This window comes from Staphylococcus sp. 231237_7MaSpsaltlick (assembly GCF_043107035.1).
The window spans coordinates 58,148-74,328 of record NZ_JBICNX010000013.1 but is presented as its reverse complement, the minus strand read 5'-3'; the positions used below and the strand labels follow the sequence as shown (position 1 = coordinate 74,328).

Annotated in this window: 15 protein-coding genes; all 15 read right to left on the bottom strand. The window is 33.8% G+C overall.

Annotated elements, in window-relative coordinates; all coding sequences use genetic code 11:
* Positions 1 to 16: 16 nt before the first annotated feature.
* The 15 genes from ACF91D_RS20785 to ACF91D_RS20715 all read right to left on the bottom strand — a co-directional run bounded on the left by ACF91D_RS20785 (position 17) and on the right by ACF91D_RS20715 (position 16,173).
* Complete coding sequence (locus tag ACF91D_RS20785; RefSeq protein ID WP_042738916.1) at positions 17 to 1,324, bottom strand: uracil-xanthine permease family protein; 1,308 nt, start codon at positions 1,322 to 1,324, stop codon at positions 17 to 19.
* 248 nt (positions 1,325 to 1,572) lie between these two features.
* Positions 1,573 to 2,100 (bottom strand): bifunctional pyr operon transcriptional regulator/uracil phosphoribosyltransferase PyrR, encoded by a 528-nt coding sequence (gene pyrR / locus ACF91D_RS20780; protein ID WP_042738917.1) that lies wholly within the window; start codon positions 2,098 to 2,100, stop codon positions 1,573 to 1,575.
* Between the two features lie 540 nt (positions 2,101 to 2,640).
* On the bottom strand, positions 2,641 to 3,558 hold the full coding sequence (locus ACF91D_RS20775) for an RluA family pseudouridine synthase (protein ID WP_107527130.1): 918 nt from the start codon (positions 3,556 to 3,558) through the stop codon (positions 2,641 to 2,643).
* Between the two features lie 12 nt (positions 3,559 to 3,570).
* On the bottom strand, positions 3,571 to 4,047 hold the full coding sequence (gene lspA, locus ACF91D_RS20770; RefSeq protein ID WP_042738919.1) for a signal peptidase II: 477 nt from the start codon (positions 4,045 to 4,047) through the stop codon (positions 3,571 to 3,573).
* Between the two features lie 223 nt (positions 4,048 to 4,270).
* Positions 4,271 to 4,744, bottom strand: a complete 474-nt coding sequence (locus ACF91D_RS20765) for a CHAP domain-containing protein (RefSeq protein WP_107589458.1) — start codon at positions 4,742 to 4,744, stop codon at positions 4,271 to 4,273.
* 559 nt (positions 4,745 to 5,303) lie between these two features.
* Complete coding sequence (gene ileS, locus ACF91D_RS20760; protein ID WP_107527042.1) at positions 5,304 to 8,054, bottom strand: isoleucine--tRNA ligase; 2,751 nt, start codon at positions 8,052 to 8,054, stop codon at positions 5,304 to 5,306.
* A 242-nt stretch (positions 8,055 to 8,296) separates the two neighbouring features.
* Positions 8,297 to 8,905, bottom strand: coding sequence for a DivIVA domain-containing protein (locus tag ACF91D_RS20755; protein WP_042738922.1), 609 nt, complete (start codon positions 8,903 to 8,905; stop codon positions 8,297 to 8,299).
* Positions 8,906 to 9,063: 158 nt separating this feature from the next.
* Entirely contained in the window at positions 9,064 to 9,834 is a 771-nt protein-coding gene (locus ACF91D_RS20750; protein ID WP_319633838.1) for a YlmH family RNA-binding protein, read from the bottom strand.
* Between the two features lie 113 nt (positions 9,835 to 9,947).
* Positions 9,948 to 10,238 carry a YggT family protein gene (locus tag ACF91D_RS20745; protein ID WP_042738924.1) on the bottom strand — a complete coding sequence of 97 codons (291 nt, stop codon included), beginning with the start codon at positions 10,236 to 10,238 and terminating at the stop codon, positions 9,948 to 9,950.
* A 12-nt stretch (positions 10,239 to 10,250) separates the two neighbouring features.
* A complete protein-coding gene (locus ACF91D_RS20740) occupies positions 10,251 to 10,847 on the bottom strand; it encodes a cell division protein SepF (protein ID WP_042738925.1) in 597 nt (198 codons plus the stop codon).
* Between the two features lie 5 nt (positions 10,848 to 10,852).
* Complete coding sequence (locus tag ACF91D_RS20735; protein WP_042738926.1) at positions 10,853 to 11,527, bottom strand: YggS family pyridoxal phosphate-dependent enzyme; 675 nt, start codon at positions 11,525 to 11,527, stop codon at positions 10,853 to 10,855.
* 13 nt (positions 11,528 to 11,540) lie between these two features.
* Positions 11,541 to 12,332 (bottom strand): peptidoglycan editing factor PgeF, encoded by a 792-nt coding sequence (gene pgeF / locus ACF91D_RS20730; RefSeq protein ID WP_107527040.1) that lies wholly within the window; start codon positions 12,330 to 12,332, stop codon positions 11,541 to 11,543.
* Positions 12,333 to 12,559: 227 nt separating this feature from the next.
* On the bottom strand, positions 12,560 to 13,735 hold the full coding sequence (ftsZ, locus tag ACF91D_RS20725) for a cell division protein FtsZ (RefSeq protein ID WP_042738928.1): 1,176 nt from the start codon (positions 13,733 to 13,735) through the stop codon (positions 12,560 to 12,562).
* Positions 13,736 to 13,764: 29 nt separating this feature from the next.
* Positions 13,765 to 15,180 (bottom strand): cell division protein FtsA, encoded by a 1,416-nt coding sequence (gene ftsA, locus ACF91D_RS20720; protein WP_042738929.1) that lies wholly within the window; start codon positions 15,178 to 15,180, stop codon positions 13,765 to 13,767.
* A 105-nt stretch (positions 15,181 to 15,285) separates the two neighbouring features.
* A complete protein-coding gene (locus ACF91D_RS20715) occupies positions 15,286 to 16,173 on the bottom strand; it encodes a cell division protein FtsQ/DivIB (protein ID WP_052495422.1) in 888 nt (295 codons plus the stop codon).
* Between the last annotated feature and the right edge of the window lie 8 nt (positions 16,174 to 16,181).

The following is a 16,181-nucleotide window of genomic DNA, read 5'->3' as shown; positions in this document are numbered from 1 at the left end:
TCAAAATACAATGATTTTAGTTCGTTTCTGTTTTCTCTTTCGGTAAGATTAAATTCAAGATAATTCCTGCGAGAGCTGCGAGAGCCATTCCTTCTATTTCTAATTTCACACCTAGTCCATGTAAATTAAACACTAGGTTGCCTATGCCTATTACTAAAATCACAGATGCGATAACTAAATTTCTGTTACTTGCAAAATCTACTTCACTTTCCACTAACATTCTTAAACCACTCGCTGCAATAATACCGAATAGCAATATTGATACACCGCCCATTACGGGTGTTGGTATTGAAGACACAAGTGCAGTGAATTTTTCTACAAAGCCTAGGATAATCGCTATTACTGCAGCACCACCTATTACATAGATACTGTAAATCTTAGTAATTGCCAATACACCTATATTCTCACCATATGTTGTACTTGGTGGACCACCGATAACACTTGCAAACATAGTTGATACACCGTCACCAATAATCGATTTATCTAATCCTGGGTCTTTAAAGAAGTTTTTACCGACAATTTTATTTATGACCATTTGATGACCAATATGTTCACTAACCGTTACAAATACGATGGGTATCAGGACTAAGATCAAGCCTATATGAATTGATGGGGTATAGTCTCTAAAGGGTAAGTATACTTCTGGTAAGTGTAACCACTTCGCTTCGACAATTGGTTTAAAGTTAACGAGCCCCATAAAAATCGATACGATGTATCCGGTGATTATTCCAATTAATACTGGAATAAGTGATAAGAACCCTTTGAAGAAACCTTGAACGAGTATCGTAACTAATAAAGTAATCATTGCTACAGCAAGGTAACTTAAGTTGTATCCTTTCATGTCTGAACTATTTTCAAACATTGCCATATTGACCGCTGTTGGTGCTAAGCTTAACCCAATAACCATGATAACTGGTCCTACTACGACTGGTGGTAACAATTTCATTAGCCAGCCTGTGCCACTAATTTTTATCGCTAAACCGATAAGCACGTACATGACGCCACTCATAAATAATGCGGTTAACATGTCGCCTAAACTATGTGAATTCAAGCCAGATATGATTGGCGTGATAAAGGCAAAGCTTGAACCTAGATAGGCTGGTATCTTAGCTTGTGTAATTAATATATATAACAATGTTCCGATTCCTGATGCTAACAGTGCAGAAGATATCGGTAATCCTGTTAAGAAAGGTACAAGTACAGTTGAACCAAACATCGCAAATAGATGTTGAGTACTTAAAAATGCCCACTGTCCTAATTTCGGTTTGTCACGTACATCTAAGACCGGTTTAACTGTCCTTTCAAACATTGTTTCATTTTCCATTGCATTTCGCTTCCTTTCATAAAAAAATCTCTTTACATCGTATTCATGTAAAGAGACTTCGAAGGGTCTATCAGTTCAATAACCTTAGTTAGATACTGTATTACAGTTGTACTAAGGGTGCTATTGAAGATATGACGGTATAGAAAGTTGCTACTTTTAAATTAGAGTCATCACTGTTGCTCTAGTTTAAAAGCTTCACACTTACTAACCTATCCTTTCTCAGTCTCTCGTACTGAATTAAAAGGTTATTATTCAATTACTACTGCATTTCTTGAATCAATCTCATCTAGATAAACTGACACCGCTTCTTCACGCGCTGTCGGTATATTCTTTCCGACAAAGTCAGCTCGAATTGGTAATTCTCGATGACCACGATCGACCAAAGTTGCTAATCCAATCTTTTTAGGTCTCGCATACTGTAATACTGCATCTAAAGATGCGCGTACAGTGCGACCTGTATAAAGTACATCGTCTATTATAATTACAACTTGATTGGTAATATTAACATCGATTTCATAGGTTTCTTCATTCGATTGTGCTGTTCTATTCTCTAAATCATCTCGAAACTGCGTTATATCTATTGTTCCAGTTGGTACGACCTTTTCTTCGATGTTTTCTATCTTTTGCTGTATGCGACGTGCTAAAAATGCGCCTCGTGTCTTAATACCTAGTAAAATTAAATTATCAGTACCTTTGTTATATTCTAATATTTCATGCGCAATACGAGTAACCGTACGTTGTATCGCTGCTTCATCCATAATAACGCGTTCTGACATTTTAGGCACCTTCCTCAATTCATATTAATTTGCTTTAGCTACAAGATGATACAAAGAAAACCTCATATCTTCAATGAAGACATGAGGTTTCTCAATAATCGTATCACAAATGAAAACAGAGACATTTCTATATTATAAGACGCTTTCTCTATCATGAATGTAAATCATTCATGTTTGATTATGCACGAATAGTTACGTTGCATAGATTCATCTGTGTACAAGTTATTAAATTCATGTCTTCGAAGCCTCTCTGGACTTTCATTTAAAGACGTACGTTCGCTTTATTAAACTGTCATTATAATATCATGATTTTATTTAATGTGCAAGAACCTGCCTAAGTTGCATTACGCCTTTTAAATGCACAAATACACTATTCTTATTATAAGTAACCTTTATTAATACCCTATTACTTTCCAGCCACTATATGATTTAATCATTTTTACATAAAAAATAACCTCATTATCTTTTTGACTCGCGTCATTTTTATAATGAGGTAATTTCATTCATATTACTTGTTATAACCTTTATTTAAAGCATAAGTTATTGATCACTTTTTCTAATATCTGTTAATAATTGCTCAAACTCACTTGGCAATTCCGCAGTTTTTTCAATGTATTCACCTGTAACTGGATGTTCAAAGCCAATAACACCTGCATGAAGTGCTTGACCTCCAATGTCTAATGTTTTCTTCGGTCCATATTTAGGGTCACCAACTAATGGGAAACCAATATATTTCATATGAACACGAATTTGGTGTGTTCTACCCGTTTCTAGCTGACATTCAACTAACGTATAATGTTTAAAGTGTTCTAAAACATTGAAATGTGTTACTGCTTCTTTACCGTCATCTACGACATCCATTGATTGTCGATCATTTTTGTTTCTACCAATTGGAGCATCAATCGTACCATAATCATGCGGAATATTTCCATGTACCAATGCAACATATTTACGATTTACAGATTTATCCACCAATTGTTCTACCAATCCACGGTGTGCAATATCATTTTTGGCAACCATCAATAAACCTGATGTATCTTTATCAATTCGGTGTACAATACCAGGTCGAATCTCACCGTTAATACCTGATAAATCTTTCATTTGATACATTAAACCATTAACCAATGTACCACTGTAATGTCCTGCGGATGGATGTACTACCATACCCTTAGGTTTATAAACAACTGCGACATCATCATCTTCATAATAAATATCTAAGTTTAAATTTTCTGGTTTGATATCAGTTTCTATGACTTCTTTTTCTGTTACATTTATTTGGTCATTTAATTTTACTTTATAATTAGATTTTACTACTTTACCATTTACTGTGACTAACGATAATTTTATCCAGTCTTGAATTTGAGTTCTCGACCACTCTGAATTTAATTCAGGTAATACCTTGTCTATACGCTGACCTGACAAGTTTGCTTGTTCTATTACAAACTCATGATTACTCATAATTGCAACCTCCTACACTTCTTTTTTCATATCTGTTAATAATGCGACAATAATTAGCAATACACCTATCGTCAAGCTAGCATCTGCAACATTAAATATTGGGAAATTATATCCAAAAATATATGTATCGACAAAGTCTACGACTTCACCATGTAACACACGGTCGATGAAATTACCTAATGCACCGGCAAATAATAAACTAATTGCCACTTGCATCAATAAATTGTGCTTTGCTTCTTTAATATAAAATACTATAAGTACGATAAGGATAATAATAGTAATAATATAGAAGAAACTCATCTTACCACTTAAAATACCCCACGCAGCTCCGTTATTTCTATGTGACGTAATATTTAAAAAGTTAGGAATCACTTCGAAAGAATCTCCAACTTTCATTGAACTCGCTATTATAAATTTAGTGATTTGATCTAAGATTAAAATAACAATCGTAATGAATATAGAAATACCTAAATAGTACTGACGTTTCATGCCTGTACCTCCTATTCTACTATCTGACGCTTTTACAACATCTTTCATTATAGCTTAATCAAACTTATAAAAAAAGTTACAGTTTATATCTATCACATTTATTTTTAGATATGCTTAAAATTTGTCTTATTTGCAATAATATTTCACTATCTTTCAAAACACTCACTTAGTTTACATAATATAATTATTTTAAATATACTTTCGTAGTTAGCAATACATTGATTCACTTTGCTTTATTTTCTTTAGGATGGATGATGTCATATTTTTTTAATGCTTGTGGACTTATATCTCGCGTCGTAATTTCGAATGGATGATAAAAGTTCATTTCTTTCACTTTGATAGTGCCGTCATCAAAGACCCGTTCAATATATGCCACATGTCCATATTTACCTTTAGTAGATTGTAATATACTGCCCACTTTGGGATGGTGATTTACAGTATAACCATCCTGTTGCGCTTTTACTTTCCAATATTTAGCATCTCCCCAGGACCTACCAATTTTATTACCCGCATCTCTCACTCTATCAAAAACGTAATTCGTACATTGTCCTTTTACATAATTATTATGTTTCATCGGATTCGTCGACCATAGTGTATTTTCTGGTTCTGTCATATCTCTATTATCTATACCGTCATAAGTTGCAATTCCTGTAATTATTAAGCCTAAAGTGACTAATGTAGTAATCCTTTTCTTCATGTTTTGACACTACCTTTAACTATAATAATATGCTACATCTATTGCTTGTTACACTTAGTCTTACTATAATCTTTGCTCTATTTAATCAGCTTATTTTCTATACCCTTTTTAATAAATATAATAGTGTTAAAAATATAATTTACCTGAAGTTGTGTGTAGTAATTAACTTATATTGTTGGCTCGTTTTCTTAAGCGACAGCCTCAGACTGTAATCTTCGACTCGTCCTGCTTCCTCAGAAGTCTCATCTTATTACTTTATATAAATTAATATTTAATTTACAATATTCGCTATTTTGGACAATACCATTTGATTTTTTAAGATTAAAACAATAATAGTTATTACTTTATGTCTTGGATCTCACCATATAAATCACATCACATTAAAAATGGCTACGCTCATATCATAAATATAAGGTAGCCATAAACTTAGTGTTTTTTTGAGTCTATTTTACAGAGCGTAGTTCATTGCAGAATAGCGCTCTTATTTTAAGAATTGGAAATTATAATCCTAATGCTGCAAAATCTGTTAATCTTGTTAAATTTTATATCTTAATTTCACTTAAACTAGTGTCTTAACGACAGATTGACAACGTGGACATAGATGATCTAACTCGCCAACAGATCCAAGTTCATCACTATAATTCCAGCAACGTTCACATTTTTCTCCATGTGCATGTTCAATTTTGATGTCACCATAATTATACGTCTCACCGTTCTCAACTTTATCAACAACTTCAGCTTGTGAAGTGATAAACAATTGTTGTAAATCAGTAAATTGTTGTAAGAATGACGTAGCATCAAAGTGTTCGTTACTACTAATAATTACTTTTGCCTCAAGTGATTTACCGATTACCTTTTCATTACGTGCAACTTCTAAAGCGCGGTTAACGTCATCACGCAATTTCATAAATGTATTCCATTTTTCTACAAACGCACTATCAATTTCAACGCGTTCAGGCATACGAGTTAAATGTACACTTTCTTCTTCAACATGAGGTATATGCGACCAAACTTCTTCTGCTGTATGTGCTAAAATTGGAGCTAATAATTTCGTCATATCGACAACAATTTGATATAGCACTGTTTGCATACTACGGCGTTTTAATGAATCTTGTTCTTCGATATACAAGATATCTTTACCATAATCTAAGTAGAAATTACTTAGTTCTACATTGATGAAGTTTTGTAATTCTTGATAAATATCTAAATAGTCAAAGTTATCATAATGATCTAATGTACTTGTTGTAAATTCACGTAATCGATTTAATACATATTTATCAACATCTAATAATTGATCTTCAGCAACTGCGTTTGTATTTGGATTATAGTCATTTAAGTTACCTAACATAAATCTTAATGTATTTCTAATTTTACGATATACATCAGACGTTTGCTTTAAGATTTCTTCAGAAATACGTACGTCAGCTAAATAGTCCACACTACTTACCCATAAACGTGCAATGTCAGCACCTTTTTGTTTCACGATTTGATCTGGCACAATTGTATTACCTAATGATTTACTCATTTTTTTACCTTCGCCATCCATAACAAATCCGTGAGATAATAACATTTTATATGGAGATTGTCCTCTTGTAGCTACTGATGTCGTAATTGAAGAGTTAAACCAACCTCGATATTGGTCACTACCTTCAAGGTATAAGTCAGCAGGATACGATAATTCTGGTCGTTCTTCTAACACACCTCTATGAGATGAACCAGAATCAAACCAAACATCCATAATATCTGTTTCTTTTGTAAATTCACCATTCGGACTACCTGGATGTGTAAAGCCTTCAGGTAATAATGCTTTAGCGTCTCTTTCAAACCAAATGTTAGAACCATGTTCTTGGAATAAATCTGCTACATGATTAACTGTTTCCTTCGTCATGATGATGTCACCATTTTCAGCATAAAATACTGGTAGTGGTACACCCCAAACACGTTGACGTGAAATAACCCATTCGCCACGGTCACGAATCATATTATAGATACGTGTTTTACCCCAATCTACTTTAAATGTAGTGTCTGTAATCGCATCTAAGATATCTTGACGGACTTTATCTATAGATGCAAACCACTGCGGCGTAGCTCTAAAGATAACAGGTTTCTTTGTACGCCAATCATGAGGGTAACTATGTGTAATAAATTCTAGTTTTAATAATGCGCCTTTTTCTGTTAATAAATCAGTAATTTCTTTATTTGCTTTATCATAAAACAGTCCTGCAAACTGGCCAGCTTCTTCTGTAAAGACACCTTTATCATCTACTGGACTAATAACTGGTAAATTGTATTTTTGACCAACGATATAGTCATCTTCCCCGTGTCCAGGTGCTGTATGAACACAACCTGTACCTGCATCTGTAGTAACGTGTAAACCGTTAATTACTAATGATGTACGATCAACAAATGGATGCTGTGCTTCAACATATTCTAATTCTTTACCTGTAAATGTTTTATCTAATTTAACATCGTTATCATCCCAACCTAAAGTTTCAGCAACACTTTGAGCTAGATCCTTACCGATGATAAATTTCTCACCATTTACTTCATATTGGCCATAAGTCAAATCAGGGTGTACTGTAATAGCTACATTTGAAGGTAATGTCCAAGGTGTAGTTGTCCAGATAATAAACTTAGCATCTTCATCCACTATACCTTTACCATCTTTAACATCAAATGCTACAAAGATTGAAGCAGAACGCTTGTCATGATACTCAATTTCAGCTTCAGCTAGTGATGACTCACTTGAAGGTGACCAATAAACTGGCTTTTTCCCTTTATAGATTAAACCTTTATCTGCCATTTCACCGAATAAACGAATTTGAGCAGCTTCATATTCTGGTTCTAACGTAATATATGGATTGTTGAAATCACCCTTGATACCTAATCGTTTAAAGTCATTTTTCTGACCTTCGATTTGTTTTAATGCAAATGCTTCACATTTTTCTCTGAATTCTGCAACAGATAATTCTTTTCGTTTAACACCCTTTTTAGTTAACGCTTGTTCAATTGGTAAACCGTGCGTATCCCAACCTGGTACATATGGTGCATAAAAGCCTTGCATTGATTTATATCGCGTAATGATATCTTTCAAGATTTTGTTTAATGCATGTCCCATGTGTAAATTACCATTAGCATATGGTGGACCATCATGAAGAATATAAGATGGGTTTCCTTTATTTTGGTCTAATACTTTTTGATAAATATTTTTGGCTTCCCATTCTTCTTGAATTTTCGGCTCTTTATTTGGCAATCCCCCACGCATTGGGAAAGCTGTCTTTGGCATTAATAATGTTTCTTTATAATCCATTTTCTACACTCCTTAATACATTTTTCCTCTATTGTGTTTCAATTTAATAACAATAAAAAGAACTCTAAGTTCAATTAACAGGGACGATATAAACCGCGTTACCACCCTATTTAACTCAACTTAGAGTTCTCTCATTGTGCTGTATTGAACTATGGATAACAGTGATATAAGTAATATACATATAAAAGGCTCTCACTATCCCTTTCTCGCTTTGATATGCTGTATTATTACTTACGTGTCTGTTATTTCTTATCTGTACTTTCGCTCGTAGCATCTGCAGATTGATTATCCGCTTCTGCTTTAGCTTTTAAAGCTTTCTCTTCTTCTGTTAATTCATTGTCATTTAAATGATTGACATTTTCTTCTGTAACTTGTTCAGCATCTAAGTCATAATTGAGTAAATAATCCCAATCTTCATTTTTTAATAGGTCTAACTGTGCTTCAACAAGCATACGGAATCTAGAACGGAAAATCTTAGATTGACGTTTCATATCTTCAGTTTGGAATGACAAACGACGCGCTTTTTCAACACCGTCATTTACAATTCGATCTGCTTCTGCTTTGGCCTTTGCAATTGTTGCCTCTGCCTCTTTATTTGCTGCAGCTTTTGTTTCTTCACCAGCCTGTTTAGCTTGAATTAAAGCATCGCTAACAGATTGATGAACATCTTTATAAGACTGAATATTCGTCTCTTTATCTTCTATAACTTTTTCTAATTGTTTTTTATCTTCTTTTAATCTTTCGATTTCATTACTTAATTGTTGTAAATAACTCTCTACTTCAGTAGGCTCAAAACCATTTTTGGCTTGAGTAAAAGTTTTATTTTTAATTTCACTAGGTGTAAAAGGCATACATTATCCTCCCTTAATCATACACTATTTTATCATTTCAATAAATACGAGAAATAGTATTCTTTGCAGTTTATTTTATATACTATACTGTAAATGTCGTACAAAAATCAACAATTATTTATTCATAACATATCGTCAACGACAAGTTAAGTATAACATTATTTGAATAAAGTTTCGTATGAAATTCTAACTTTATCCTTTTTCGTAGTACCACCAATGTCAGTAACTTTGGCACGACCAAACCCTTGGATAGATAATAGATCTCCACTTGCTAACTGAAAATCAGCTGCATCGATAATCGTATGATTAACCTTAACGCGCTTCTTATCTATTAATTGTTTGGCAATTGTTCTTGATTTACGAATCATTTCTTTCAATACAACATCAAGTCTTAATGCACTTACGGTTGTATTGAATGACTTCCATTCCTCTTTTGATTGTATCATATCTGATAACGGAATAGAATTAAGTTTAACTGTAGCACCTTTGATGCGATTTAATTCAAGTAACATGTAAGATTCTAATTGTTTTGTCAAAGTAAACTGTATTGCTCCATCTATGACGATGTCACCTAACTGTTCTCTTTCAATACCTAATGACATAATTGTACCAAGTATATGTTGATGTTGTAATGTAACGAATTTTTCTGGATAATCAACTGCCATTAGTACAATTTCAAAGTCTGAATCCTCAGGTTCAAAATAAGTAGGCGCTATAATCGCTCGTTTGCGTTCTGCATGTTTACCTCCATACAAATGCACTGTTAATTCTTCGAAACTCGCTACTATAACCTCTAAAATATATTGCTCTCTTGGATCTAAGAAATTCGTAAGTATTGGTGCATATTGCTCATTAGCTCGTTTACATTTGTCCATTAAGTTATCAATAAGTTGTTGTTCTTCTTTTCTAAAATGTTGATAAATATCGATTGCATATCACTCCAAACACAATATAAAAGCACCTATCGTCATACAATGATAACGGGAGGTGCTTAATTATCGATTCATTTTACACTTAAATTCAATTTATAGTTTAGTTTGCCTTACGCAAGATGCATAATTATCATATTAAAAATACTCACTAAACCTCTTTGGAACAACACGAGAACAATAATTGCAACGATGGATGATATATCAATCATGCCTATCGGAGGAATAATCTTCCTAAATGGCTCTAAAAATGGCTCATATATTTTTTGTAAAAATTGTCCGAATTTATTTTCTCGTGCATTCGGTATCCATGACATAAAGAAATAAACAATCATGCCATAATAATAAATTTGAACTAAGAATAATATAAATTTAAATACAGTTGCAAGTAAACCTACATCCATTTATTCTTACCTCTATTCACCTTGATATTCCATGTTATCAATTTGGTCAGTTATATTGCCTGCTACTTCAACATTGTCTGGTGTACATAAAAAGATATCAGTCCCAACACGTTGAATATCGCCACCAATTGCATAAACAGTACCGCTTAAGAAATCTATGATTCTCTTTGCAGAAACCTTATCAATGCGTTGCAAGTTTACCAAAGTAGCTCGACGATTTTTTAGTTCATCTGCAATATCTTGTGTATCTGAGAATACGCGTGGCTCAAATAAACACATTTTAGAACTTTCTTGTGCAAAGCCGAATTGATCTTGTTCTTGATTATTCATATTCACAACGTTCCTAGTATTATTATTTGATGTATTGCTAGCCATTTGATACTTCCTTTCCCCTGTAGATTGTTGTAATCTAGATGATTGTTTCTTAGGTACGGATTGTATCGCTCTTTGACGTTCATTACTCTCATTATTTGATTGTTCGTTAAAATTATTTTGAGACTGTGCTTGTTGCTTTTGATGTTGTCTATTGTCTTCTTCAGGTGGTGCTTCTAATTGGTCATCCTCTTCTTCAACCACGAAAAATCCGCTAAATAAATCTTTTAAAGCCACGGGGCTCACTCCTCTTTTCCTACAAGTTTAGTCCCAATTCTCACAAATGAGGCACCTGCTTCAGTGGCCAAATGGAAATCATTACTCATTCCCATCGACAATTCAGTACACGGTGCATAATTTAAATTGAGCGCTTTAATTTCATCTCTCTTTATTCTTAATGATTGAAACAAGTCTTTGATATACGACTCATCATCTGTTAACGGAGCCATCGTCATTAGACCGACTACTTCTATATTATCAAATTGTGCTAATTCTTCAATAAAAGTATCTAATTCATCTAATGCCACACCTTGTTTAGATGCTTCGCCTGAAACATTTACTTGTACAAAGCATTTGATTGTGTGTGTCGCTCTCTTATCAATTTCCTTTGCCAATTTAAGACGATCTAACGCATGAAAATAATCCACATCATTGATAACTTCTTTAACCTTTCTAGTTTGAAGCGCACCAATAAAGTGCATTGTCACGTCATTTGGTAAAGCTTGTTGCTTTTGTTGAAAACCCTCTACACGGTTCTCACCAAAGTGTCTAATTCCTGCACGATATGCATCATTAGCTCGGTCTATTGTAACATACTTTGTAACGGCAATCACGTTTGGCAATGTTGAAATATTACCCTTGTCCGCTGACTGTCGTAGTTGTTGCTCGATGTCATTTAGATTTTCACTTACATTCACTGTATACACCTCTTTATTTTTGACCAATAAATGCTAACATTCTACCAGTTTGACCCTTTTCTACTCTGTACGAAAAGAATAAATCCAAATCTTCGGAAGTTGCATAATTAGTAATATAAATATTTTCTTTCGGAACGCCACTATGTTGTAATAACAATGCATTAGCAACCTTTAAATCAATACCATGTCTATCTGACGCTCTCGTTTCTATATACTTTGTACTATCAATTGGCAATGCAGCAAACTTTGCTTTGATATCATCATTAATTTCATATGACATAGATGTAGCTGGTCCTATAACAACCTGTAAATCGTTTAAATTAAAGTCAATTTTATTTATCATTTCAACCACAATTTGCCCAACCGTACCACGCCAACCTGCATGTGCTAAACCTATAAAATGATGCTGTTCACTATAAAAGTATATTGGTACACAATCAGCATAACACATTGTTAATAATACATTAGATTCATAGCTGTACATGCCATCAATCCCATGTAAATCATCAGTTAGTTTATCGATATTCATGCCTTGATGCTCTTCTGTAATTTCAACGACTTTATTTTCATGTGTTTGTATCGGAAACACCCAATGCGCTCTATCAAACTTTATTAATTCAGCTAGTTTTTGTTGATGTTTAGTTATATTTTGTGGATTATCATCAATATATCGCGCCATGTTAAATGCGTGATTTGGATAATCACTAAATCCATTCTTTCGCGTTGTGATACCTAATGTAACATTTTGTAATGGGTCATCTCTATATTCTAAAATATGACTATTTTCCACAAATTTTTCTGGCATTATAACCCCTCCGCTAATTGTTCTTCAAAATAAATGTTATTCGATGATCCGTTTCCATCTTGATTGACTGTTACTACTTCTAATTTGAATATTGAATAGCCATAAAATAATTTCTAGAATTAAAAATCTAAAAAAGTCATCAGATCTGAGACCTGATGACATAGATACTGTTATTATTACTAACTTCAGCTTAAGTATATTTTGTTTAAGACGTACTATCCGACAAATTAACGTCTAGTTCTTCTTGAACGTCTTTCTTCTCTATTTCTGATGAAGCTTGGAATGTCATCTTCATTTGTTGTATGACTTCTGCTTTCAGTATTGCTTTCTACTGAGTGTGATGAGCTAGCAGCACTTGAACTAATTGAAGTTTCATTAGATGCTACGCTACCACTTGTTGCACTGCTACCAAAACCAGTATTTGAAGCTTTACGACCTTGAGAAGATGGTTTATCTTCAAATCCAGTAGCAATTACTGTAACTACAATCTCATCTTGTAATTCAGGATTGATTACTGTACCGAAAATCATGTTTACATCTTCATCTGCAGCGTCTTGTACAATATCAGCAGCTTCTTGTGCTTCGAATAATGATAATGACTCTCCACCAGTGATGTTCATTAACACACCTTGTGCACCTACGATTGATGTTTCTAATAATGGTGAAGAAATTGCTTTCTTAGCTGCTTCTACCGCGCGGTTTTCGCCAGAAGAAACACCAATACCCATCAATGCAGAACCTTGGTTAGACATGATTGTTTTCACGTCGGCAAAGTCAAGGTTTACTTCACCAGAAACAGCGATTAAATCAGAAATACCTTGCACACCTTGACGTAAAACATTATCTGCTTCTTTAAATGCTTCCATCATAGGCGTTGATTTGTCAACGATGTCTAATAAACGATCGTTAGGGATAACGATTAGTGTATCAACTGCAGCTTTCATTGATTCTACGCCTGCAGCTGCTTGAGTTTGACGTTTACGACCTTCAAAGCCGAATGGACGAGTAACGACACCAACTGTTAACGCTCCCATTTCTTTTGCGATTTTAGCTACGACTGGTGCAGCACCTGTACCAGTTCCGCCACCCATACCTGCAGTTACGAATACCATATCTGCACCTTGGATAGCATCTTCAATTTGTTCACGTGATTCTTCTGCAGCTTTTTTACCAATTTCTGGGTTAGCACCTGCACCTAAACCACGAGTTAATTTTTCCCCAATTTGGATTTTAGACTCAGCTTTAGATAAGTTTAAAGCTTGCCCGTCCGTATTGATTGAAATAAACTCAACATTGTTCATACCATGGTCAATCATTCGGTTTACAGCGTTGTTTCCGCCGCCCCCTACACCGATGACTTTTAACGTCGCTAAATGATTAAATCCTTGTTCAAATTCTAACATTTATATTTCCTCCTAGTTTTAATGGCCAATCAATCGAATAGAGATTTCATCAGTTTTTTAAATTTACTTTCATCCTTTTGTTCGTTGTGTTGAGACTTATGTTCAACGTCGCTATCAGCGTTTACTTCTTCGTCATATGTCTCTGTCACTTGTGAATCTTCTGAAGATGAATCTGACGCTGGTGCTTCATCTTGCTTATTCGATTTTTTCTTAAACCAATCAAATCCGCTTGTTTTTGTATTATTCGTCGTCTCATCAGATTCGATAACTTCTTCTTCGAATTCTTCACTGTCATGATTACTTATTGTAACATAATCTAGCAATTCGTCGAAAGTAATGCTACTAGAAATTGTTGAAATTGCTGAAGAGAATTCAGGTTTTCTTATACCCATTTGTGACGGTGTATGAATTCTTACTTTTTCGCTAACCATATCTTGTAATAATTCTTTAACACCTAATAAGTTTGCTGAACCTCCAGTTACTACAAATCCACCATTAACTTTTGTTAATTGTAACTCTTGTAATACATCGAACACTTCAAAGAAGATATCTTCTACACGTGCTTCAATAATATCAGCTAAGTCCTTTTGAGTGAATTGTGCATCCTCTTCACTGTCTACTTGATCCACAGTGAATACATCTTGATCAGATGCTGAATCAAAGAAAGCGTGACCATATTGGTGTTTAATCTTTTCAGCTGTTTCATATGAAGTGTTTAATCCTTCAGCTATGTCTTCTGTAATGTCACGACCTGCCATTTCAATTGCATCCGCATCAACAAGCTCACCACGTTCATAGAAAGCAAGTTGTGTTAAATCTTCGCCGATGTCAATCACACATGCACCAAGTTCTTTCTCTGTAGCAGATAAAACTGAGTTGTAGTTGTACGCATCAGAATATACATCTAATACATCTACACCACAAGATTCTACACATTTAATCATATTGATTAAGATTGATTTTTGAATCGCAATGACACCTGCATTTACTTTCAAGCTATGTCTCGCAATTAATTCCTTTGGATCAGAAACTTCATTGTCGCCATCAACTAGAAACTTAATCGGAAATGCATTAATTATTTCTGTTTCCGGTACGTTATTTTTTTCTCTGATACCTTCTAGTACATGTTCAATATGTGTACCATTTAATTCAGTATCTTCATAAAATTCTATTTCATTAGATTCATCAAACACTTCAGTGCCGACAATTGGAAGTTTAAGAAACACTTCTTTAATGTCTACACCCGAAGCAATAGAAGCTTTTTTAATTGTATCTTTGACTGCTTGTTTCGCAATATCGAAATCATCGATTTGACCATTTTTAATTCCACTCGTGTAGGTTTGTCCTGTACCTATCACATTAATTCCATTGTGAAATTTTTCGCCTACTATTGTTTTTACACTTGATGAACCGATATCTATACTTACATAATAATGCTCTTCCATAGATAGGCACCTCCTGACAATTACATAATCAAGTTCACACTATTAACAGTTTACAATACAGTTTCGCGGTTGTGAACTATAAACACATGTATTTGTCTAAATTTTTTAATTATTTTTGTCTTTTTTCTTATTTATCTTATTTAAAGCACTTTGCAACTGATCTTTCGCTTTATCTTCTTGGTTATTTCCTTGTTCAACATTTTTATCTGTTTCTGATTTTTGATCAGAACCACTACTATATGGAATAAAGGAAGCACCAACAGATAAATCAATATAACCTGCTTTTTTCAAGTTTCCACTTTCATCACGATCTAATGATTGTGACATTTGAGGATAATACTTCATTTTGCTACCAATTGTATTTAAGTTACCTACTACTTGAAGATTGTCTGTAGTAAATAATTTCACTTGGTTTTGCATATTGGGTTGTGGATCATATTTAACTTCAGATATTAGTCCCCTAACTTTTGCTGGCATTTCAGCTAACTGTCGTATAATTTTGTCCTTTCGTTCTTTATCGAAACCATCAATAATCGGACCATCATCCAACACACTATCTTGGAAATTTTCCAATTCAGTGCCATCCTCCGTTATTGGAACATATTTATCTTTCTTTTTAATTAATGCCACAATTTGATCTTCTGTCACTTTAACCGTCATTTTATTTGGAAAATGCTTTGTAACTTTGGCATCTTTAACCAATGTGTTTTCTTTTAATTTCTTTTCAGCTTTTGAAGTACTATAAGTATACATTCTTGAATCATCTTTAACATTTATTGCTTTACTGATATCACTCTTCGATACATTATTATTACCTTTTATCTCAACACTACTTATTTTACTCAAAGGTGTGAACATATAGATAAGTATCAATAAGATAAAAAACAACAATACACCGAATACTGAATATTGAATTTGTTTCTGCCTTTTACGCCTTAATTCTCGTTTTTGCTTCAAGTATTCAGAGTCAAATTCGCGTACTTTATCGGCCATATTTTTTC

What these genes read in the sequence shown, in the direction of transcription:
- ACF91D_RS20745 (WP_042738924.1), bottom strand. Translation starts at nt 10,238, where the DNA reads ATGGATGTAGGTTTACTTGCAACTGTATTTAAATTTATATTATTCTTA.
- ACF91D_RS20785 (WP_042738916.1), bottom strand. Translation starts at nt 1,324, where the DNA reads ATGGAAAATGAAACAATGTTTGAAAGGACAGTTAAACCGGTCTTAGAT.
- ACF91D_RS20755 (WP_042738922.1), bottom strand. Translation starts at nt 8,905, where the DNA reads ATGCCTTTTACACCTAGTGAAATTAAAAATAAAACTTTTACTCAAGCC.
- ACF91D_RS20715 (WP_052495422.1), bottom strand. Translation starts at nt 16,173, where the DNA reads ATGGCCGATAAAGTACGCGAATTTGACTCTGAATACTTGAAGCAAAAA.
- ftsZ (WP_042738928.1), bottom strand. Translation starts at nt 13,735, where the DNA reads ATGTTAGAATTTGAACAAGGATTTAATCATTTAGCGACGTTAAAAGTC.
- ACF91D_RS20765 (WP_107589458.1), bottom strand. Translation starts at nt 4,744, where the DNA reads ATGAAGAAAAGGATTACTACATTAGTCACTTTAGGCTTAATAATTACA.
- pgeF (WP_107527040.1), bottom strand. Translation starts at nt 12,332, where the DNA reads ATGCCAGAAAAATTTGTGGAAAATAGTCATATTTTAGAATATAGAGAT.
- lspA (WP_042738919.1), bottom strand. Translation starts at nt 4,047, where the DNA reads ATGAAACGTCAGTACTATTTAGGTATTTCTATATTCATTACGATTGTT.
- ileS (WP_107527042.1), bottom strand. Translation starts at nt 8,054, where the DNA reads ATGGATTATAAAGAAACATTATTAATGCCAAAGACAGCTTTCCCAATG.
- pyrR (WP_042738917.1), bottom strand. Translation starts at nt 2,100, where the DNA reads ATGTCAGAACGCGTTATTATGGATGAAGCAGCGATACAACGTACGGTT.
- ACF91D_RS20775 (WP_107527130.1), bottom strand. Translation starts at nt 3,558, where the DNA reads ATGAGTAATCATGAGTTTGTAATAGAACAAGCAAACTTGTCAGGTCAG.
- ftsA (WP_042738929.1), bottom strand. Translation starts at nt 15,180, where the DNA reads ATGGAAGAGCATTATTATGTAAGTATAGATATCGGTTCATCAAGTGTA.